14 protein-coding genes and 3 pseudogenes are annotated in these 17,317 nt (G+C 34.4%); 7 read left to right on the top strand and 10 right to left on the bottom strand.

Going from position 1 to position 17,317, the window contains the following annotated elements; translation table 11 throughout:
* The 3 genes and pseudogenes from ACIGHG_RS05605 to ACIGHG_RS05595 all read right to left on the bottom strand — a co-directional run.
* A pseudogene (locus tag ACIGHG_RS05605) lies at positions 1–292 on the bottom strand (IS4 family transposase); the annotation flags it as partial.
* A 529-nt stretch (positions 293–821) separates the two neighbouring features.
* The gene (locus ACIGHG_RS05600; protein ID WP_016113520.1) at positions 822–1,250 is read right to left on the bottom strand and encodes a GNAT family N-acetyltransferase; all 429 of its coding nucleotides are present in this window, start codon (positions 1,248–1,250) and stop codon (positions 822–824) included.
* 369 nt (positions 1,251–1,619) lie between these two features.
* A complete protein-coding gene (locus ACIGHG_RS05595; RefSeq protein WP_336473242.1) occupies positions 1,620–2,471 on the bottom strand; it encodes a VanW family protein in 852 nt (283 codons plus the stop codon).
* Positions 2,472–2,686: 215 nt separating this feature from the next.
* Between ACIGHG_RS05595 and ACIGHG_RS05590 the strand changes: the two are divergent.
* From ACIGHG_RS05590 to ACIGHG_RS05575, 4 genes and pseudogenes are all read left to right on the top strand, one after another.
* A pseudogene (locus ACIGHG_RS05590) lies at positions 2,687–3,259 on the top strand (IS6 family transposase); the annotation flags it as partial.
* A gap of 114 nt (positions 3,260–3,373) precedes the next feature.
* On the top strand, positions 3,374–3,772 hold the full coding sequence (locus ACIGHG_RS05585) for a BlaI/MecI/CopY family transcriptional regulator (protein WP_336473241.1): 399 nt from the start codon (positions 3,374–3,376) through the stop codon (positions 3,770–3,772).
* Complete coding sequence (locus tag ACIGHG_RS05580) at positions 3,772–5,727, top strand: M56 family metallopeptidase (RefSeq protein ID WP_336473240.1); 1,956 nt, start codon at positions 3,772–3,774, stop codon at positions 5,725–5,727. Before ACIGHG_RS05585 ends, ACIGHG_RS05580 begins: the two co-directional genes overlap by 1 nt.
* 77 nt (positions 5,728–5,804) lie before the next feature.
* Entirely contained in the window at positions 5,805–6,161 is a 357-nt protein-coding gene (locus ACIGHG_RS05575) for a hypothetical protein (protein ID WP_336473239.1), read from the top strand.
* A 540-nt stretch (positions 6,162–6,701) separates the two neighbouring features.
* On the opposite strand, the gene ACIGHG_RS05570 is transcribed toward ACIGHG_RS05575, so the two are convergent.
* Together ACIGHG_RS05570 and ACIGHG_RS05565 are read right to left on the bottom strand one after the other, a co-directional pair.
* A complete protein-coding gene (locus ACIGHG_RS05570) occupies positions 6,702–7,397 on the bottom strand; it encodes a YqeB family protein (RefSeq protein ID WP_336473238.1) in 696 nt (231 codons plus the stop codon).
* A gap of 246 nt (positions 7,398–7,643) precedes the next feature.
* Positions 7,644–8,237, bottom strand: a complete 594-nt coding sequence (locus ACIGHG_RS05565) for a TetR family transcriptional regulator (RefSeq protein ID WP_336473237.1) — start codon at positions 8,235–8,237, stop codon at positions 7,644–7,646.
* Positions 8,238–8,519: 282 nt separating this feature from the next.
* Between ACIGHG_RS05565 and ACIGHG_RS05560 the strand changes: the two are divergent.
* A pseudogene (locus ACIGHG_RS05560) lies at positions 8,520–9,206 on the top strand (alpha/beta fold hydrolase); the annotation flags it as partial.
* 1,171 nt (positions 9,207–10,377) lie between these two features.
* On the opposite strand, the gene ACIGHG_RS05555 reads toward ACIGHG_RS05560, so the two are convergent.
* The 4 genes from ACIGHG_RS05555 to ACIGHG_RS05540 all read right to left on the bottom strand — a co-directional run bounded on the left by ACIGHG_RS05555 (position 10,378) and on the right by ACIGHG_RS05540 (position 14,769).
* Positions 10,378–10,686, bottom strand: coding sequence for a hypothetical protein (locus ACIGHG_RS05555; protein ID WP_396547481.1), 309 nt, complete (start codon positions 10,684–10,686; stop codon positions 10,378–10,380).
* Between the two features lie 22 nt (positions 10,687–10,708).
* Positions 10,709–11,233 carry a serine hydrolase domain-containing protein gene (locus tag ACIGHG_RS05550; RefSeq protein ID WP_396547479.1) on the bottom strand — a complete coding sequence of 175 codons (525 nt, stop codon included), beginning with the start codon at positions 11,231–11,233 and terminating at the stop codon, positions 10,709–10,711.
* Between the two features lie 445 nt (positions 11,234–11,678).
* The gene (locus tag ACIGHG_RS05545; protein ID WP_396547477.1) at positions 11,679–13,997 is read right to left on the bottom strand and encodes an isopeptide-forming domain-containing fimbrial protein; all 2,319 of its coding nucleotides are present in this window, start codon (positions 13,995–13,997) and stop codon (positions 11,679–11,681) included.
* A gap of 673 nt (positions 13,998–14,670) precedes the next feature.
* Positions 14,671–14,769: a hypothetical protein gene (locus ACIGHG_RS05540; protein ID WP_396547475.1), complete on the bottom strand. Its 99-nt coding sequence runs from the start codon at positions 14,767–14,769 to the stop codon at positions 14,671–14,673.
* 48 nt (positions 14,770–14,817) lie between these two features.
* Here ACIGHG_RS05540 and ACIGHG_RS05535 point away from each other — a divergent pair, with 48 nt between their 5' ends.
* Together ACIGHG_RS05535 and ACIGHG_RS05530 are read left to right on the top strand one after the other, a co-directional pair.
* Complete coding sequence (locus tag ACIGHG_RS05535) at positions 14,818–15,063, top strand: phage integrase SAM-like domain-containing protein (protein WP_396547515.1); 246 nt, start codon at positions 14,818–14,820, stop codon at positions 15,061–15,063.
* 49 nt (positions 15,064–15,112) lie between these two features.
* A complete protein-coding gene (locus ACIGHG_RS05530; protein ID WP_396547473.1) occupies positions 15,113–15,313 on the top strand; it encodes a tyrosine-type recombinase/integrase in 201 nt (66 codons plus the stop codon).
* An 81-nt stretch (positions 15,314–15,394) separates the two neighbouring features.
* Here the strand turns inward: ACIGHG_RS05530 and mutL are convergent, their stop codons facing one another.
* A complete protein-coding gene (gene mutL / locus ACIGHG_RS05525) occupies positions 15,395–17,314 on the bottom strand; it encodes a DNA mismatch repair endonuclease MutL (RefSeq protein ID WP_396547471.1) in 1,920 nt (639 codons plus the stop codon).
* Between the last annotated feature and the right edge of the window lie 3 nt (positions 17,315–17,317).

The raw sequence follows: 17,317 nt of genomic DNA, 5'->3' as shown, positions 1-17,317 counted from the left end.
ATATGTGTTGTAAAAATTGAACGGCCGCTTTATTAAATCGTTGATTTAGTCCCTCAGGACTGATGAGAACTTCTGTTGACGCTTCTAAACAGCTAAATAGCTGAGTTAAAGAAGTCGTAGCGACATTTTGACTCATCCATACACATAAAGCGACTAAATCTTTGGCTTGGTACTTACTTGTTCGTTGCACAAAGCCAACATCTCTAGCAAGATTTCGTAAGATATTAGGAGATAAAAAGCTTTGAATTTCTTGAGCAAATAGTTGTAATTCATCAGATACAGAAATTGACATACAAAAACGCCATCCTTTCCTATGATTCTACAGAAAAAATAGCGTATTTTTTCATTTTAGGGGGAATTTTGTTTTGTTAGCTTGATAGCGATGGGGTAATACCCCATGGTTATCCCTATGACTCAAAATTACATGTATATCGGCTGAACCCCATTTAGGGAAAGCCATGTAATGTGTGGTTTTTGTTGCATGCCCTATACATGTAAGGTTAACATAACGTCCTATTATCGGGATTCAATGTATTTAGAAGACTATTAAAAGTCCTCCAGATTGTTTAACTGGAGGACTTTTATGTTCACATAATTCTTGTTAGCGGAAGTTATTTTTAGAGTTCTATTTGTTTTTCTTGAATTATAGTCTCAGTACTAATTGGTTCTTGATTTAGTACTATGTATCCAAGCCAACTAATTAGTAAATAAACGGGTATTGAAAATAGATGTTAAGTGACAATAAAGTTGTTTAATTCTTATTGGACTACCGCGCAGTGTAGTGCAAAAATCAAAGGTAAAGGAGGACCTCTACCTTTACCTTATTTTAACTTTAGCTGTAGTATAGGGTATGGACGTCCCGAAGAATCTGTTTCTGTTTCACTTACTATAAAAAAGCCATTATTTATATAGAATTTAGTTGCACTCTTATTGTCTTTATTTACATCAACTGTCGTAATATCAAAGTCTTTAATTAAAGAATAAATAATAGCTTTACCGTATCCTTTACCTGTTTTATTTGGTTTTAAGAATAACATTTCTAAGTGTTGTTTATTTACAGCAGAAAAGCCAATTAAATCATCTTTTTCATACCATAACTGGATATTAAGATGTTGGAAATATGAGGGTATTTCTTTTTTAATCTCTTCTCTATCGGTATCTGTTAAAAAGTGATGAGTAGCTAAAACCGACTCTTCCCATATGTTCAAAATTGTAACATAATCTTTCTGATTTGCTTTTCTATATATCATGAATATCTCTCCTTTAGTTTTAAATTATCAACTCCTTCCCAATAAGTAATTTATGATTTTCATGTTATATAGCCATGAACTTATATTGTTCATTAATAAAACCTCCAATAAACATTTAATTAATTATTCTATAAAATCTTTATTATTTATTCAGTAAACGGGGCTTTAATTGAATAAGAATTAAACAACTTTATTATTGATTTTTGAGTGCAAACACTTTTAAATGGATAGAAATTAAACAACTTTAAAGAGCTTTACTACAATTCAATGTAGCAAGGCTCTTGTATTTTTTATATCTAAATTAAATAACTTTATTATCACTTTACAACGGCTTTATTTTTTACATAATTCTCGTTAGCGGAAGTTATTTTAAAATTCTACATGTGGACTTTTTCCTTTTTCCTCGTTATTACAAGCTAATAATGGTTCGTACATCATTATAGCGTGATTCTCCGTTACATATTGATCTTCTACAAACTGTTTCTGTTGGTTATATACTCTACGTTGAATAACATTGTGTCGTATATAACCACCCCAGTATGCAGATTGGATTGAGTGTTCTTTTTCATAAACTTCATATTGATAAAGCTGCGGATAGGCTGTTCTCCATTCACCAACTAAATGTTTATCTGTGATATAAAGGTGAAGTTGATACGATTGGTCCGTTTCGTTTTTAATTTGTAAGTCTAAATAATTATAGGAACAAGTTGCTCCGCTTCCAAACGGCTGAGTCCGCTTGGAATCAGGAAAGACATCAAAGCTATGACGATATCGCTCTGTTACTGTCAGTGGTGTATGTAAGGTCATCCAATATATTAAATTTGAAAGCTGACAAAGTCCCCCTCCAATGCCTGCTTGAAAAGATCCATAGTGTAATATCATACCTTCTACATACCCTTTTCTCCTAGTAGGCTTACCTATTAAACGCCAGTAAGAGAATGTTTCTCCCGGTCTAATGACGATACCATCTAGCTGTTTAATGGCAATCTTTAAATTAACAACTTTATTCTGTTGATACCACATATCTACATCCTTGAGCTTACGAAGTAGTATCGTTCGGTGCTGAATCGCTGTACAGGGTAACTTTTCTTGTTGTAAAGTTTTTGCGTATGTTTTTCTGTCTGCTAACCACTGGATGTACCTCTTTGTAGAGTAATACCATGTTCCTAGCATAATACGATACTTAGACCGCTGTTTAGGACATAAGTTCACTATATTCATTTTATTCCCTCTCCCTTCTTCCTAATTATACCATTCAAGAAAAATGATGTACTGTATACTTTTGGATGTATATTCTATACAGAGTTAGTCGACATAACGCCACATTATCGGTAGCAAGAAAAAGGGTTCTGGTGCAAAAACTTCAAAATACCTGGAAGTAATCTCCTAAACTTGGACATACTGATACTAGTACTCTAAAAAAGGACGTGATCAGTATGGAAAAGCAAAACCTATTCAAGTGGAAGCATTATCAGCCTGAACTAATCTTATTAACAGTAAGATGGTACCTGCGGTACAATTTGAGCTTTCGTAACCTGGTGGAAATGATGGAGGAAAGAGGATTATTCATTGCTCACACAACGATTATGCGATGGGTTCATCAATATAGACCTCAATTAGAAGAGCAAGTACGATATCATCTGAAATCAACAAATGACTCATGGAGAGTCGATGAAACCTATATTAAAGTAAAAGGGCAATGGATGTATTTATATCGTGCCGTTGATTCAGAAGGTAATACGATTGATTTTCACTTAAGTAAAACTAGAGACCACAAGGCTGCAAAACGCTTTTTTAAAAAGGCATTGCGGTCTTTTCATATTTCAAAGCCCCGTGTGATCACAGTGGACAAGAACCCAGCCTATCCTATGGCCATTGCTGAGTTAAAGAAAGAGAAAAAGATACCTGTAGGCATCCAAATAAGACAGATAAAATATCTAAATAACATTGTAGAACAAGATCATCGTTTTATTAAGAAACGTGTTCGTTCTATGTTGGGATTAATTTCTTGATTTTCATGGAAATGTATTCTCAAATCCAAAATATGGTTGACATTATGGGATTACATTCGTAATATTTAATTATAGATTACAAATGTAATACAAGGGGTGGAATTTTATAAAATGAAGGAATTACCTAAAATATCGGAAGCTGAATTGGAAATCATGAAAGTTCTTTGGTCAAGGTCGCCTCAAACAGCCAATGAAGTAATTGAAGTACTTGATGAAACGATGAATTGGAAACCGAAAACGATTCGAACGCTTATTAATCGATTAGTCCAAAAAGAGGCTGTTTCTTACCATCAGGATAAAGGGCGTATGTATGCATATTATCCTTTAGTGTCGCAAAATAGTTATCTACAAGTAGAAACCAAATCGTTCCTCAAACGTTTCTGTGGTGCAGCATTTAAACCTTTACTTGTGAATTTCTTAAAAGAAGAAAAACTTTCTTCAGAAGATATTAACGAACTCAAACGTATTCTGGATGAGAAGACTGTGGAAAGTCAGAGGAAGGATAGATAATGATAGATATGTTTGCAAATGTCTATCTACCTCGATTTTTTGATTGGGTGATAGAAACATCCATTATGGCAAGTATATTAGTCGGATTAATCTTATGTGTCAAAATCTTGCTTAGAAACAAGATAACTCCGCGATGGCAGTACATGTTATGGATGATTTTAATTGTAAGACTTCTATTACCATGGTCACCAGATAGTTCCTACAGTATTTATTCTCTTCTTTCATATAGCTCTGGCGTGTCTGAGATTTTTCAAAAGGATACTACTCCAGCTATACAACAAAAAAGCGTGTCAGAAGATAAAACGAATCATTCAGTAACTACAAAAGGAGATAATTACAAATCTAACTCCGTAAATGTAATGAAAGAGAGTGACCAAATAGATAGTAATAAAAAGAAAGAAGATACTACACTTTCCGTTTATAAAGTTACGTTATATATTTGGCTTTTTGGAGTTGCTATTCTAGCGACGATAACTTGTATTACGAATAGACGATTATATTCTTACATAAAAAAGCAATCCAATATTACGGATGAAAAAATTGTTGGGATTTTTGAAAACTGTAAACAATCTATGGGAATTAAAAAACAAATTCCATTACGGTTGGCTGGGAAAATCTCAAGTCCGACTGTTTTTGGGCTTTTTCGCCCGAGAGTATTATTATCAAGCAGACATATGAAGGTATTGAATGAGCAACAACTACAATATATTTTTTACCATGAGCTATCTCATATGAAACGAAGAGATATAGCTGTAAATTGGGTTTTGTATAGTTTAATCATCTTAAATTGGTTTAATCCGATTCTTTGGTATGCCTATTCATGTATGCGAGAAGATCAAGAACTAGCCTGTGATGCATTTGCGCTTACCTTTATAGAATCAGAGGAACAAATTGCATATGGACATACAATTATTACTCTTTTAGAACATTATTCAAGTTATTATCAAGCACCGAATCTAGCCAATTTAAGTAGAAATAAACGAACGCTAAAAAGGAGAATTCTTATGATTAAGAAATTCCAAAAGAAATCATATCGCTGGTCTGTGCTTGGAATTATTGCAATAGTTGCTGTTGCATCTATTTCTTTATTCAATGCACCTGTAATAGAAGGAGATCAAAGGCAGAAGGGACAAACGATAGAAAAAAGTCAGAAATCTAAAGATGCTTTCCAAAATGCTGTAGACAGGCTATTTGGTACAGAAGAAAATGCGAGAAAAGAGTGGGGTTTCTCAAAAAGAACATATGAAAGTCGAACGGACTTTTTATACCTTGCTGAAAAGGCTTTAACAAAAGAAGAATTTGAGAAGTATGTGCAGTTATATAAAGAGATATTACATATCGAGAAAAAAGGATTAGTTAAAGTAAACATGCCTGAAAAATTCCAAGGGAATATAAAAGAGGTTAAAGAAGAGCGTTTAAGCGTAGAAAATCGTGAAAAATTAAATGAACTTCGTAATAAATCTAAACTTTATGAGGATAAGGTAGGGAAGTATCTAACATATACAGTTGAAGAAGCGCAGCAACATGTGGATTTCCAAATTAAGAAGCCAGCTTATACAATTGAAGGATACACCCTCAAGGACGAAAAGGTGGGTTATTACCTTAAAAGAAAACCAGAATTAGTTATTAATTTAGAATATGCGAACGGAAAAGGAAATTATACAATTTCTCAATCACAAGTATTCGGAGAAAGTAAAGATCCGTTCCATCATTTGTTTGTTGTAGAAGAAAACATTGAACAATACGAATTAGAAGGAAATCAAATATTCTACTCTACTCATAACTCACATAGTAATTTACAAGGTATGAAGATGATTGTTCCTGCAAAAGGGAAAAATAGTGCGTATCAAATTGTCATTATTAATCATAGTTTAGACAATCCAGGGGAAGCAGTGTTTGATAGGAATGTAAATAAAGCGGAACTGGAAAAAATAATGCTTTCAATGCTGAAATAATAAAGAGGTGTTTTGAAGGTTTATATCTTTAGAACACCTTTTAGTTATATTAAGCATAAATACTAGGAGGAAAAGAAATGCGTTCAAACAAATATAACACCTTAGCATTACTTTGTATGATGTTGTTTTTTATTACTTGGGTATTAATATTTTCATATGGGAATTATAACTATTCTGCTGACGATGCTGGCAGTAATTTTACTCCTGCTGAGATGAGAATATCGATTGTACTTGATATTTTACAGATGGTATTCCTTGTGATGTCTTTTGTATTCGGATTGATTGCATATTATGTTTCAGAGGACAATGGAGGATATGCAGGAATATGTATCTTAACATCTCTCATCTTGTTTATATTGACAGGGTTTTATGATGTTGTAATAGTTTACATATTAGTAACTGATCCAATACATTGGAAGCTTTTTTTCATGTAATTATTAAACAAGAAGTGCTGGTGAAAGATAATATCTCTTTCTAAATAGGATAGCGCCATATGCCCAGCAACTTAAGAAAAATAAACGCCCCAAAACGAAAAAAAATGAGCTGACTTCTCAAAGTAACTACCTGTGGAGAAAGAAAATTTTCGTTTAGGGGGTACTTCAAAACCTTAGCTTGATGGCGATGGAGTAGCACCACACATCCATCAACTTAAGAAACTAAATGTTCCCTAAAACGAAAAAATAAACTAAATTCTCATGGACACCTATGAAAAGATGAAATTTTCATTTTTGGGTGGTTCCAAACCCTTAGCTTGATGGACATGAGGCATCGCCAGCATTTCGGAAAATAGCCACGCTAAGGATTATTTACACAGTAACAAATTGCAAAAAAAGAAGACGGTAAACCCGCCTCCTTTATCTATTACCATGGAAGATCAGCTACTTTGAAATAAAGTTCGATTAAAAATAGCACACAATTACTACTCAAATTGGTAAAGAATATAGAAAATAGTCTTACCTAAATCGAGTTAAATGCTAAGCATCAAAATTAGCATTTTGGGCAAGTCTCACGTACTGACCATTTCTTTCATCTCTAATGACAGCTCCTAACTGAGCTAAATCTTCTCGTAGATATTTAGCATCTGCCTTTTTCTTTTCTTTCAATGCACGGTCTCTAGCATAAAGTAATACATTTATTTTTTCGGAAAAGTCAGTATGTCCTAAAATCCATCGTTGATATTGGCTACTAAATGGATCCGTTTCATTCCATGGATATTGATATTTATTAAAAGCTTCTCGTACAGTATCCTTCTTCACTTCAATAACTTCTCTATATAATTCATTACTCTTTTGTCCAAGGATAATTAAATGCTTATTTTCTATATAGATTGCTAAAATGTCCTGTTTCTCAATGACATTTACTTTTTCTCCAAATTTTAACTGTAAATTATTGTAGGAAATTGTGACTTCGAGACTCTCATTTAAAATAATAAAGCCTAATAATAAACCTGCTATTGTTCCAATAACAGTGGCAAGACTTGAAACCCATAAGCTGTTAAAGAATGTAATGAGTAAAATTAACTTTTCCATTGGAACTACTGGAAGTTTTAGTATCCCGTTGGCAATGATGGGAAGAAACCAACCAATCAAACCGCCTAATATCATGGGCACTAAAACAATAATTGCTTTTTCGAACTTACTATGTCCAAGAAATGTTTCTCTCTCTATCATAGTACCTATCCTCTCTATTAAATTAGTTATAAACAATATTTTGGAATTATATATCGACATATAAGGCAGATATGCAGAATACAACATGGCTGCTACTGGCTTACTCTCTTTGTTTTAAACCTCGCATGTGTTAGGAAAAGGCCCTGACCGCTTCTGTGAACGGCCAGATGCTCTCGTCCTCCCCTAAAAAGAAAGGGGTTTTTATGTCATTTTATTAACTTATATATAAATGATTTTTTGTTTTCATTATTTAACTATTTTCAATATGCTTTTTATCAATTCTTCACTATAATTTTCTAAACTCATTTTACTTTGGGAAGATATCAAAGATTCCGCTATCGAACCTTGAATAATTGTTGCGGTCACTTGAATATTAAAATCTCCAAATTCTTTTGATTCCTGCCCCTGTAAGAGAATTTCTTGTAATAAACCCTTTATTAAATCTTCTTCATCGTCTTCTAGTAAATAATAAGGAATATGATCTGGTGTTCGTGCATTAAAAACTATTTCAATTAAAGCGATATTATTTGTTCGGTTTATAACCTGATAAGCTAAACTTGCTTCGATAAATGCTTTTAATTTTTCTGTAGATGCTTGTTTTTGACTAACTCTTGCATTAATAAATAACCATTCTTGTTCAACTAAATACATTAAAGTATTGTTCATCAAATCTTCTTTACCAGAAAAGTGATAAGAAATTAACCCTGTACTTATGTTTGCTTTTTTTGCTATTTTCGACAAACTTGTACTTACATACCCAACTTCTCTTAAAACTTCAACAGCGGCCTTAATTATTTGTTCTCTTCTTGCTTCTGTTATAAAAGATTGTCTGTCTTCCATAAGAATCACCACCTTATAAATTTTTTATTATTTTTAATTGGATATTCATTTTTTTGATTGAACGTTCAATTAATTGAATTGTATATTTTTTTCCTATTCTTGTCAAATCTAATTTTATAGATTATATCTTTAAAATCTCTACGACCTCTAACAGGCCTCACCATACACATCCATCAACTTAAGAATTTTCTCTACCTCCAAGAGTAAAAAATGCCATCCTTTCTGTATATTTCTACAAAAAGTATAGCGTTTTTTTACTTTATGAATATAATCTCTTTTTGGTTTGATAATAGAGATGTCGGACGGTCAACTACTTATGAGCCGGGGAGTTCCCATTATACTGTGGTAGATATGGCTGATGATGCGGTTGGGGTACTCGATACATATCATATTGACGAAGCACACATTGTTGGAATGTCATTGGGTGGAATGATTGCTCAAATTGTAGCTTTAAGGAACCCTCAGAGAGTTCTAAGTATAACTTTGATTGCATCAGGTATTTTTGGTTCTGAAGACAACAACCAAAATTTGCCTCCAATCGATGAGAAGATACTCGCTTACCATGCTAATGCGACCAAACTAAATTGGTCGGATGAAGAATCTGTTGCAAATTACTTGGTTGCAGGATCAGCTTTACTCTGTGGTTCAAAGCATAAATTCGATGAGAAGAGGGTTTATAAGCAAGTAGAAAAAGAAATAAAACGAGCAAATAATCTACTCAGTATGTTTAATCACTCCCTTCTTAAAGGCGATGATTTTTATGAGGGGAAGTTAAAAGGAATCAATATACCTACCTTGGTTATCCATGGTACAGAAGATACAGTGCTTCCATACGAGCATGGCCTTGCTCTTGTTAATGAAATTTCGCATGCTTTGTTACTAACCCTAGAAGGATCGGGTCACGAGATTCACTGTGACGATTGGGATCATATAATCAACGCTATTTCGAACCATACTTCAGTCCTGTAATCATTATAGAAATCGTATAAAACAAAAAACACTTGGAAAAAGGGTTACAATCGAATCTGTAACCCTTTTTTTATTAAAAATCAGTTTTGGAACTGTTACTCAGTTAAAGAATATTAATGCTCAGTGATTGATATTTCCTTCCTATAACTGTGATTATGTGAATGGAAATTCCCTTCAGATCTTCTGAAGGGAATTTTCTAGGTTTTTAGATACATTGAATACCGATAAGTAACTCTATGTTTTTAAGCAGAAATTAGTATGAGATGAATAAAATGTCGAAATTATAATAATTTTGTGATTTTTTGTTGATTTATGTTATTTTTAATGTTAAACTCGTAATAACAAAGAAAGAGTAAACGAAAACCCTCAGCAATTAAATTGTCGGAATTTTTAGTTTTTATCAGTTGGTTTACTCCATGTGATTTACATTTTTGTGTATTGCTTTTCCACTCTTTCTTTGTTCCACCTTACAAAAGAAAATAATCCATTTTTATCCAAGTTGTTTTCTTTTGTAAAAATTCAATTTGTTGTTTTTATAACAGAGTTGGGATCACTATTTTAAAAGTTATTATGATTTATGGGGGTGACAGCTAATAAATTGGACATTTACTGAGGAGTTTATATACAATGGGATGGATCCAGAAAGAGGTGGAAACTAAGAAATTTGGATTTTAATTTTTGAAAAGGAAGAATAAAAATATAGTGGACATACAATTATTACGATAAGGGAATGCGGTATAGATCAGTATACAAGCATTCCCTTATTATGTGTATGCTATTTTTGTTTTTAGCTGAGTTTATAAGTATTAATAATGGGGTACTGACGACAAAATGCGGATTTTATACGCTAAGGATATGCAGGATTTCATGCAGGCTACGAGAACGGTTTGGACTACCAAATGCTTTTGTGACAGGGATGTATGAAATTCCGCATACAGCGGAAGGAACGGAAGGCTGGCAAACTCTTGGTGTGAAGGGTTTTCTGGGATTTGGTTACTGCTGATAATGGTGCGTTATGTCTACCTCACATGAATAGAGTATACAACAAGAATAAGGATCGCAAAATTGCAATATTAACCTTATTTTTAGATAGTGCTTAAATTATTTCGGATGATTTCTCGTCCGCACTTGTCTAATCGTCAACTTTGAGTAAGAGGCTCATGATAATCGTTTATAAAGTCATGCACCAGCATAACGGATCACTTCCACCACAATGAGGGCAACAACCTCCTGTATAAGTAATTCTAATTTGATCTGAATGAAGTACATAATAACCAGTAATTGGTTCGACGCCAGGGATCTCTATCCTGCCTGGAATCGCCGGCAATATAACCTCCCGCACTGTCATGTCCGACCACTTACCGTTCCAGGAACAAATACTGCACTTTAATATCTCTTCCGAAAAGTTCGGAGCATTTTGGATGACAATAATACATTCTCTACTATACGTATTACAATTAGGACAATCGTGTACTTTCACGAATCTCCACCTCTCATCAAATTTAAAACTTTTTACGTACCTTCTTTTTATTATTCTTTTTTACAGTCAATTCTGCATTACTTTCAGGAATTTGTGTTATCGAATTAGAAGCTATCCCACTAGTATGATGAATCAGCTGATTCAAAGTAATCGTCTGCGGCTCTCCATTATATTTTAACTCTAACCATGGGATATACTTCCGGACATCATCTGATCGTTTTAACAGCCCTTCCTTTTCCAATTGCAGAATGGCTAGACCTGTAAATGCTTTCGTTGTAGATCCGATTTCAAATAATGTATTAGAGGTCACGGGTGTTTTCGCCTTAACATCAGCGTACCCGAATCCTTTTTGATAAACCGTTTTCCCCTTTTCTACAATAACTACCGATATCCCTGGAATTTTACTAATGCTTCTTTGCTTTTCAACAAACTTTTCGATCTTTTGAATTTTTTCACTTAATTCGGCGTTAGCTATTTTGGGTGTGAAGCCACTAACTGCCAGAATCATAGCAATCATTAACATACAAAGTCTTACTGATGGTTTCATTACCGATTCCCCTTGATTAAATTTATGCTTTTCATGTAAGCTTGTCGTTTACAATGGCTACTCCTCCAATCTTTAGAGTAGGCTGTGCGTATACACTGTCAATAGTCTAAGGTACTATTGACAGCATTACGGTCATAGCAGTTGTAACACGTAATAATGTCTTCATGCACTTTCATTCCTCCTTATACATTGTTCAATTGAACTGTAGTGTTTGTTGTACTAGATCATATGTTGTTTTAGAAGAATATGGTTAAAGAAAACATGTATTTGTCTTACAAATTAAGCTTGTATTCTTACAAAATTGTCACCTTCTATAAGGGATATCACTCCATCGCCAGCAAGCTAAAAAAAGATGGTTTCGGTGCACTACCGAAACCATCTGCTTAAATTCTAAAGTCTTTCTATGAAACCTTCCATTGTATAATGGGTATAGTTTAACTACTTCTTAGTTATATTTTCTTTTACTTCTCACTAAGAACAGTAAACCAATTACAAGAAGTAATCCACCTGCATATGGTGCTATTGAAAATTGACCACCTGTACTTGGTAACAGTTTCATCGGATCTATCGGTTTTGTTGGATCCACTGTTTTCTCTTCACTTGTAACTATTGTTTTTGCTGGTTCGCTTTCTTTCTCGATTCCAGGTTTCTTCGCTACAGCGGTGATTTCATCACCTTTTGTTAATTTTGTTCCTTCCGGAACATCTAACTTCCATTTTCCATCTTTATCTACAGTTGTTTTACCGATCTCTTTTCCTGTTGAATCTTTGACAATAATTTCGTCTCCAGGAGTTCCTGTACCCGTAATCTCTTTATCTGTATCTTTGATTGGATCAATCGCTGGCTTGTCAGCTGTTTTTTCTGGATCCACTGATACGTCCGTTTTCGGAGTTTGTATTGATATACCTTCTCCTGTTACTTCCGCTGTGTTCGTAATCGTTTTTCCAAATTGACCTGACTTGATTTTCGCGTGAAATACCACTGTATGCCACTCTGTATCTGTCACATCTCCCAGTTTTCCAGTTACTTTTCCTGTTGCAAATTGACCATTGTCTGTGTCAGCTGCATCTGTCACATCTTTTCCATCTACTTGTAATGTACCTGGTACATATTCCAATCCTTCTGGTAATGTATCCGCAATTACTAGATTTTTTACTAAGCTATCTGAAACCGTATTACGTGTTTTGATCGTATACTCGATTTCATCGCCTACTTCTGTATTTTTATTTTGGAGGTTTTTCGCTGTTTTTTCTGATTCTAACTTCGAATCTCTTGGATATACTTCCACTTTTGCCTGTGGCTCTTGTGGCGTTACATTCTCTCCTATTACTTTCGCTTTGTTTTGAATGTTTTTACCCGCCTGGCCCGTTTTTACTTTCGCGTGGAACATTACCGTATGCCACTCTGTATCTGTCACATCTCCCAGTTTTCCAGTTACCGTTCCGTTCACATATTGACCATTGTCTGTGTCGGCTGCATCTGTTACAACTTTTCCGTCTACTTGTAATGTGCCTGGTACATATTCTAAGCCTTCCGGTAATGTATCTTCAATCACTACATTTTTAGCTAAGCTATCTGAAATCGTACTACGTGTTCGAATCGTATACTCGATTTCGTCTCCAACTTCTGTACTTTTATTTTGGAGGTTTTTCGCTATTTTTTCCGATTCTAATTTTGAATCTCTTGGGGTAACATCATTAACAACTTTGTTCGTTTCAGTTTGTTTTTGTTGTTTTACTAATAAATCTTGATATTGTATCTGCGCCTTATTCGTTATTGTTTTACCAATATTACTTAATTTAACTTTCACCTTAAATTGTACGGTAAATCCTTCTGGCGTATCTTTTATGTAAGGTAAATTTCCTAATTTAACAGTAACTTTATTATTTTGGAAATCTCCTTCATCACCATCTATCGCATCCGTTACACCTGTTGTAGTTCCATTTTTCGTCACTTTGATTGACCCCGGAACATATTCCGTTCCATCAGGAATCGTATCTATGAAAACAGAGTCAGAAGCAATGTCACCACCATAGTTTTTGGCATTCACTTTATATGTTAATTCATCTCCTAAATATACAGCTCCGTCTTTATCAACAGATTTGGTCGCTGAGACACAAGGTCCTGAACCAAGAAAAATATCATCTAAGAAATTCCCTATTCCTATGTCCCCACCGGCAGCAGACACAGACTCAAAACCAAATCGTGTTACCGTTTGTTCTGGTGGAACAATGTATGTTCCCTCATAGTGTCCCCATGTTTCGTCTCCATCAGTCATTTGTTGCACTTCTGGAGTCTCTAGAGGATTTGCAGTCACTGCACCAATTCGAAGTCTCATAGTGTCAGTCCCTAGTCTTCCCTTATGGGCTAGTCTCCAATGTATTGTTTGTCCTGGTGTTGTCTCTACATCTTGATACAGCATTCCAACGCTCGATGCATTTAATTCTGCATGTTGATGTCCAGATGCTGGATTCTGATCTCTCCAAATCTCTATTTCTCCGTTTACATCTGTAGTATTCCATCCCGGAACATCTTTAGCATCAAAAAATGAAACTGGTTCTCCTGCAGTTGGAGTTTCAAAATCACCATTAATCAACACTACTTGCTTCTGTTGTTGTGAGCACGTACCTGCTGTATTAGTATTATCTTCAGCTTTCACTTTTAGCATCGGCAAACCGCTAGGCAGCATGCCGCTAAATGCTAATAAAAATATCATGAAGAATACTACAATTTGTTTAAAACGTTCCCTAGTTTTTTTGTACAATAGGCTCCTCCGTGCCATTTTATCGCCTCGTTTCTTGAAATCATTTAAAACTCGACATTAATCGCATACATTCCCTCATTTCGGAAAGATAGTTCAAATCATACCTTTCTCTTCACAAAAGAATAATTCTTAACAAGTCAATTTAATTTAATTGAATAAAATATAATAGTTAAAGAAATTTAGAGTGGTATGAATAAAGTAGAAGATAAACAAATATGTAATTCTTATAAACTTTATCAATAACAATCTTCACTTTAAGAATTTTAGGTTAAATCATTTTTTAAACAGGATACCACATCTCTAATTAAACATAACAAATCTGAAAACTGTGTCTATCTTCACCAATAATTCTATAATTGGGCATTTCTTTCCATACATCCCTCCTTATTTTTACAAATTAATATTTTATTTAGGTTATTTTAATAACCTAAATAAAATATACCACTTTTACATAAAATGGTTATTGAGAAATATTGGGGATATTTGAGGTATCGCCACATCTCTATCAAGCTAAAGCGAATTTGTATTCACAAAATGAAAAAAAGTCTATAAAAAAAGAGCTAACTCATAAGAGTCAGCTCTTTTCATGTTGAATAAGCATTAATATTTATATTGTGTTTCTTTAAATTGAGTTGATATATTTATTTTTTTCTAAATATAGGGATAAATAATTTTAAAATAACCAACCAAGTAAACACCCAGCAACATTCAATATAATATCATCTACATCAAATACTTTATTCGACATAAAAGTGATAAAATCAATAGCCAACTGTATTAATTCTATAGCGAATGTTACTAATGTAGAGAATATAAAAGAATTATCCCTGCATTAGGTCACTATAAACTTACTAACTTGAAGCCGCCAGCTATAAATAAATTTTATAATCACCTCTTAAAAGACGAAAACTTGTCTGAAGAGTATGTGGAGTATATCCATTCTATACTTAAAACAGCTTTTAATACCGCCGTGGAATGGGAATATATTCGAACCAATGTATTTCATAAAGTGAAAAAACCTCGAAGAAAGAAAAAAGAAATGAAAACGAAAAAGGTGATCCACTGAATCCAAACTATGTGTATAATCACTTTTCTAAAGCAATAAAAAAGCCAATGTGAAAAAAATCCGTTTTCATGATTTGCGTCATACACATGCATCACTTATGTTACTTCTTGGAGAACATCCGAAGATTGTATCAGAACGATTAGGACATTCATCTATCGAAATGACAATGAACACCTATTGTCACGTGACTTTCGACATGCAAAAGGAATCATCAGATCGGTTTGAAAAAGCTTTTCAGCAAACAAATTGATACAATGTGGTCAAAATGTGGTCAATCTTATAAAAAATAGCGCTAAACCCTTTATAAATAAGGAGTTTAGCGCTATTTTATTTACATCACCCGCTTAAACATCTTCTCAAGCTCATAAGTCGAATGATGCACAATAATTGGCCTACCGTGCGGGCATGTATATGGATTTGTTGTTGTTCGCAGTTCTTCTAATAAGGCAAAGATTTGATCATTCGTTAAATATTGATTTGCTTTAATTGATGCCTTGCAGCTCATCATAATGGCCGCTTCTTCGCGTAATTTTTTAATATCGACTTTTTTCAATTTCAATACTTGCTGCATCATTTCATCGATAATTTCCATCTCTTGTCCTTTTGGGAACCATGTTGGATGTGAGCGGACAATGAACGATTGATGGCCGAACTGCTCTAGAAAGATTCCTACTTTTTTCAGTTCTTCTAGTTGTTCTTCGATGCGCAAAAATTCATTAAGCGATAAATCAATTCGGTACGGAACGAGTAATTCTTGTACCTCCGGCGTTACTTGTCCTACTTTATCACGGAAATATTCATAGTTAATGCGCTCCTGAGCTGCATGTTGGTCAATCATATATAACCCTTTATCATTTTGGGCGAAAATATATGTTCCATGCATTTGCCCAATTGGATACAACGGTGGTAAATCGTTTCCGTTCATTTCGATCTCTTGTATTTCTTCGAGTTCTTCTAATTCAAAATCTTCTTCATCGTCTTCCCAATCATTCTCCCCTGATAGCGGTTCTTCTACAATTTGCTTAGACGGTTGCCAATTGTTTTCTTCTTTTACAAGAGACTCTGACGGTAGCCATTCTTGTTTTGGTGGATTCCAAAGCGGTGGTTGTAACTTCGGTTTTTCTTCTAGTTCATCCATTCCACTTGGCAGAACGATATTTGGCATGGTTTGTTCTTTCGGTTTTGCATGCTCAAATTGAAACTGTTCTTGGACACTTTCATCTTTTTCTTTTTTCTTTGTTGCAGAGCCGGCATCAGGAATGAGTTGAATCTTTTTAAAAGCATTCTGCAATGCTGTTTCAATCAGCTGCAATAGTTCCTGTTCTTTACTGAAGCGAACCTCTAGTTTTGCTGGATGAACGTTCACATCAACTAGCATCGGATCCATTTCAATTGATAAGAAACCAATTGGATAACGTCCAACAGGTAACAATGTATGATAGCCTTGTTGCACTGCTTTCATTAAGACATAATTCCGAACGTAACGACCATTTACAATCGTTGACATATAATTCCGAGATGCACGCGTTACTTCTGGTAAGGTCACATAACCACGAATCGTAAAGTCTAACGATTCTGCTTCAATTGGAATTAATTTTTTCGCAACTTGAATGCTGTAAATTGCCGCAAGGACTTGTCTTACATCACCATTTCCTGATGTATGAAGCAGCTTCTTCTCATTGTGAAACAAACGCAATGAGACTTCTGGATGCGACAGAGCAATGCGGTACACAATATCAGTAATATTTCCCAGCTCTGTATGGATCGTTTTCATATATTTTAAGCGTGCTGGTGTGTTAAAAAACAGATTTTGAACCGTAATGTCCGTCCCTTTACGGCTCGCTGTTTTTTCTTGTTTCAAAATCTCGCCGCCTTTAATCACAAGGTTGGTTCCTGGTGCATCCCCTGTACTTGTGATTAATTCTAATTCACTGACAGATGCAATACTCGGCAATGCTTCACCGCGAAAGCCAAGCGTCCGAATACGAAACAAATCATTTTCATCTTTAATTTTACTTGTTGCATGTCGTTCAAAGGCAACAATACAATCTTCTTCCGCGATACCATCTCCATTATCGATGATGCGAATTTTCGATAATCCAGCTTCTTCTAAGTGGATTTCAATAGATGTACTATTCGCATCGATGGAATTTTCGACAAGTTCTTTTACAACCGAGGCAGGGCGTTCTACCACTTCTCCTGCCGCAATTAAGTTAGAAAGCTGATCATCGAGTTTGCGAATTTTCCCCATCTA

It is taken from the genome of Bacillus sp. NPDC077411 (assembly GCF_044543425.1).
Lineage (GTDB): Bacteria > Bacillota > Bacilli > Bacillales > Bacillaceae_G > Bacillus_A > Bacillus_A bruguierae.
The sequence above is the reverse complement of the archived record's forward strand: the minus strand, read 5'-3'. Positions and strand labels throughout refer to the sequence as shown.